We start from the raw sequence: 4,337 nt of genomic DNA, 5'->3' as shown, positions 1-4,337 counted from the left end.
ATTTGTGCTATATCGAAAGGTTTGTGAATATTAATAAAGTCTGCTAAATATAAAATTTGGCGTTTATAGTAAAAAAGATAAAAGCAAAATATTTATATTTAGCTAAGTAATAAACCGAAACGATAGTGCTTATCAACTGCCCTACGTTTCTTATACTAAACGTTGTACTTCATGCCAAAAAACTTAAAATCAATGACTTTTATAAAGGAAACATTCATAAAAAGATTCGAAGATTTTGCAATGAAAGCAGATGAAATTATTTCAAATAATCCTGAATACAAACAAAAATCACAATTATATCACTACACTTCATTAGAAGCTATAGAAGCAATGATTAAATCTCAATCCATTAGAGCTTCTAGTATTTTTTTAATGAACGACCCTAATGAATTAATATATGGTCAAGAATATATCTCCAATAAATTCAATCAAACACTATCAAACAAATTAAAGCAGTCATATAAAGGTCAATCAATTAACAACTTTTCAGCGTTTGTTTTCAGTCTATCAGAATTGAATGACGATATGAATCAATGGGAAAAATACGGGAATAAACATAAAGGAATACGTGTTGGTTTCACTCCTAAAAACCTTATTGAATTCTGGTGTGAAATTGATAATATTACTGTGTTTTTGATTCCAGTAATATACCATAACAATAATTCTAAATATCTAGAACCATATGGAACTATTTTTGATGAAATGAAAAGCGGTTTTATTTCAGACATCAACAGTTACTACATTGATAATGAAATTAGTCATACAGAGTTAAATGAATTGAAATTCTTCTGTTCATTAATATCTTCTATGATAAAAAGAAAAGAGTGGTCTTCAGAACAAGAATGGCGAATAATTTGTATTCCAAACGGTATTTTTCACAAAAATATAGATGGTAGCTTCCAAAATGGAAAATCAAATATATTTATAGAAAATAAAACACCAAACACATTAAAAATGTTTACAAATGATGGGCATGATGGAATTGCATCAAAAGACATCTTAAAAATAGGTTGTAATGCGGGCGATAAAGACCAAATAGGCTATATATTAAGCTTGTTATATGATAAAGAAGTTATTATGCAAGTTTCTCAATCTGACATACAAACTAGATGAAAAAACACGAAAGTACAACAAGGGCTATAATTAATACGGGGTTTGGTACTTAACCCTAAGTTTAGTGCTTTTAAACCAAGTCCGCCAAATCTTTTTGATTTGGCTTTATGAAGAAAAAAGATAAAACAAAATAAAAAGTTTTGGCTAAGTACTTAATCGAAAGTTCATTACTTTTAGTTCCCGTACTAACCATAGCCGAGCCGTTACCTCTCATTTGAAAAAAAATATGAAATACAAATTATCAATCTTTCTTTTATTAATATCTACGTTAAACATCTATGGTCAAGAAATAGAATCTAATCCGGAAAAACTCGAAACATTAGATTGGGACATAATGTACTGTGGCAGCACAAAAACTGAAGTAAAAGAGTCTTGCACTCTATACATAAAAAATGAAACAGACGATCCAATTCAAGGTTATTGGTTGAATTATTACAATACACTAGTAAAAGTTAGATTTGGAAGAATTGAGTCTCACAAAACGAAAAAACTCAACATTAAAGCAAATGAATATTGGGTCTTTAGTGATTTAGATGACAATGCACTTGGAGTATATCAAACAACATCTGGAGTAAATGAAATTATTATTGACGAATCAAATATTAAAAATTCAGTAAAACTTCCAAAAACCATAGAAGATAGAAGTATTCCTGGGACTTCCTCTGGTGGAGAAATTTTAACAGAACAACGGTCTTACGATGTACTGCATTATGATTTAAGTCTTGAGATACTGCCAGAAAGCCATTATATAAGAGGCAATAATAAAATCACAGCAAAAGTTTTAGAAAATTTAGATGATTTTGTGTTTGACCTTGATTCGCTATTAACTATTGAAAATGTATATCTGGTAAAGAATGATAAGAGCATTAAATTACCAGTTGAAACAATCGATGGTAAACATTGGTGTAAATTACCAACACAATATAAAAAAGATGAACTCATAATTGTGAATATTGAGTATAGCGGTAATCCTAGAATAGCTACTCACGCGCCTTACAAAGGAGGTTTTTCTTGGAATAAAACAACAGATTGTCAACCTTGGATTGCAACATCCTCTCAAATCGATGGTGCTGATGTTTGGTTGCCTTGCAAAGACTATCAATGGGATGAACCAGATTCAGTAAGCCTTTCCTTTACTGTTCCAAAAGAGTTAAAAGCCATATCCAATGGAATATTAATAAACAAAATAGAAAATAGAGACGAAACTACTACCTATAATTGGGAAGTGAAAAATCCTATTAATAATTATGACATCGCTCTGAATATAGCCCCTTACGTTTATATACCAGACAATTACGTGGGTATTACAAATGATAGCTTGGATTTAGGATATTGGGTTTTGCCTGAAAATTTCGAAAAAGCGAAAGAATTTTATGGGTACAGTAAAAAATATCTTAAATTCCTAGAATTACATCTTGGCCCATATCCATTTCGAAAAGAAAAGCTAGGCATAGTCGAAGTTCCATTTATTGCTATGGAACATCAAACAATTATTGCCTACGGACCAAATTATTCAACAAAATATCCTGAATACAACTCAACTGTTTTTCACGAAATTTGTCACGAATGGTTTGGCAATATGGTAACTGCTGTTGACTGGAAAGATTATTGGATTCAAGAATCCCTAACAGGATATATGGAGGCATTATATGAAGAATCAATAGAAGGAGAAAAAGGTTATAAAGAAAAAATTAAATCATTTGACCGAAAGCTCTTAAATAAAATTCCTTTATCACCTGATACGATAGTAAATTCAAGAGAGATTTATAGTGGAGATTCTTATAAAAAAGGGGCATATCTTCTTCATACTTTACGTTATCTAATAGGTAAAGACAACGTTTTAAAGGTTCTAAGATTGATGGCATACCCAGATAAAAAATTAGAATTGATAACTAATGGAGGACAATGCCGATTTACAAATACAGATGAATTTTTTAGTATAGTTCAGAAAGTAAGTGGACAAGATTTAGATTGGTTTAAGCATATTTATTTCAAAAACGCAACACTTCCAGAACTATCAATTGTTGAGAATACAGAAGGTATACTATTAAAATGGATTGTGAATAATAATATGGATTTCTCAATGCCTTTGGAAATAATGACTAAAGATGGTATTTCAAATGTTATTTTTAAGGATGGGTTAGCACAATTAAATTTAAGCAGAAAAGATATTATTGAAATAGACCCAAATAAATGGATATTATACAATAAAACTGAATGAAAACGAGAGGTAACAACGTATATAGCTCATAGCTAGTCAGTTGCTTAATCGAAGTTAATGCATATTTGGAAAGTCGCCAAATTTTTAAATTTGACGTTTTTCAATAAAAAAGATAAATAGTAAAATTTAAAAATCTGGCTTGTGCTCAACCGAAAATAATTTTATAATTTGCACGCTACTAGCCATATACAGAGACGTTGTAGTGCATTAAGACAATGAAAAAATCAATAGAATATATAGCGAACAAATCAAAGGAACTATTATCAACTCAAATTGATAGTTATCGCTCGCTTCATCAAAAAGCTGGAACTGTTATAGCTGTTGGAGCATTATTTGCTCCTTTATTTCTTTTTTTAGTCGAAAAAGCTGAATTATGGGTAAGAATTACAGCATCAATTCTGATTACACCATTAATTGCAGGAATTATACTGTTACTCTTGACATTAACAGCTAAAAAATTGAATCAAGGATATGATGAATCTAATTTTGAGAATTTAATTAATCAAGACATTGATGAGGTTCAAAAAATTGAGATAGCATATAATAAATATTCTATTGAAAAAAATGAGAAAATATTAACAAACCAGAATAAGAAATATAATTGGGGAATTGGATTAATAATTATTGCAATTATTCTTTCGATTTTTTTATTAATCCTTGACACTTCGATTAAAAATAATTCATCACATAACAAACAAAATAATACTATGGCAAAAGATAACAAAAAAACAAAAACAAGCTCTAAAACTGATTCAGTTAAGATAGTGACATTACCAAAGGTTGACCCTAAAAAAGTAATACAATTAAACGAAGGTGTTGACCCAAAAAAAGAAACGAGAAAAGATAAAAAATAACGCACTACAACACCGTATAAAAATAATGCGGTAGTTATTGCTTAATCAAAGATTAGTGCTGTTTTATTACGTCTGATTTTCCTTCGGAAAATCCTCTCATACAAAACCACACTATTCTTATACATAAACGTTGTGAGCAATGCGAAAAA

Annotated in this window: 3 protein-coding genes; all 3 read left to right on the top strand. The window is 29.8% G+C overall.

All coding sequences use genetic code 11. The annotated features are described in order from the left end of the window. The first annotated feature begins 171 nt into the window (after positions 1-171). The gene (locus CXF67_RS08325) at positions 172-1,113 is read left to right on the top strand and encodes a DUF2971 domain-containing protein (RefSeq protein WP_102088338.1); all 942 of its coding nucleotides are present in this window, start codon (positions 172-174) and stop codon (positions 1,111-1,113) included. Positions 1,114-1,339: 226 nt separating this feature from the next. Beyond that, the gene (locus CXF67_RS08320; protein ID WP_102088337.1) at positions 1,340-3,334 is read left to right on the top strand and encodes a M1 family aminopeptidase; all 1,995 of its coding nucleotides are present in this window, start codon (positions 1,340-1,342) and stop codon (positions 3,332-3,334) included. 215 nt (positions 3,335-3,549) lie between these two features. Then, entirely contained in the window at positions 3,550-4,188 is a 639-nt protein-coding gene (locus CXF67_RS08315) for a DUF1385 domain-containing protein (RefSeq protein ID WP_102088336.1), read from the top strand. Positions 4,189-4,337: the final 149 nt, after the last annotated feature.

The sequence above is a fragment of the Psychroflexus sp. MES1-P1E genome (assembly GCF_002836055.1).
Taxonomy (GTDB): domain Bacteria; phylum Bacteroidota; class Bacteroidia; order Flavobacteriales; family Flavobacteriaceae; genus Psychroflexus.
Note: the sequence above shows the minus strand (reverse complement) of the source record. Positions and strands in the feature narration are given on the sequence as shown.

Bases quoted from the DNA above. Each gene is read 5' to 3' on its own strand.
- CXF67_RS08325 (WP_102088338.1), top strand. From the start codon at position 172: ATGCCAAAAAACTTAAAATCAATGACTTTTATAAAGGAAACATTCATA.
- CXF67_RS08320 (WP_102088337.1), top strand. From the start codon at position 1,340: ATGAAATACAAATTATCAATCTTTCTTTTATTAATATCTACGTTAAAC.
- CXF67_RS08315 (WP_102088336.1), top strand. From the start codon at position 3,550: ATGAAAAAATCAATAGAATATATAGCGAACAAATCAAAGGAACTATTA.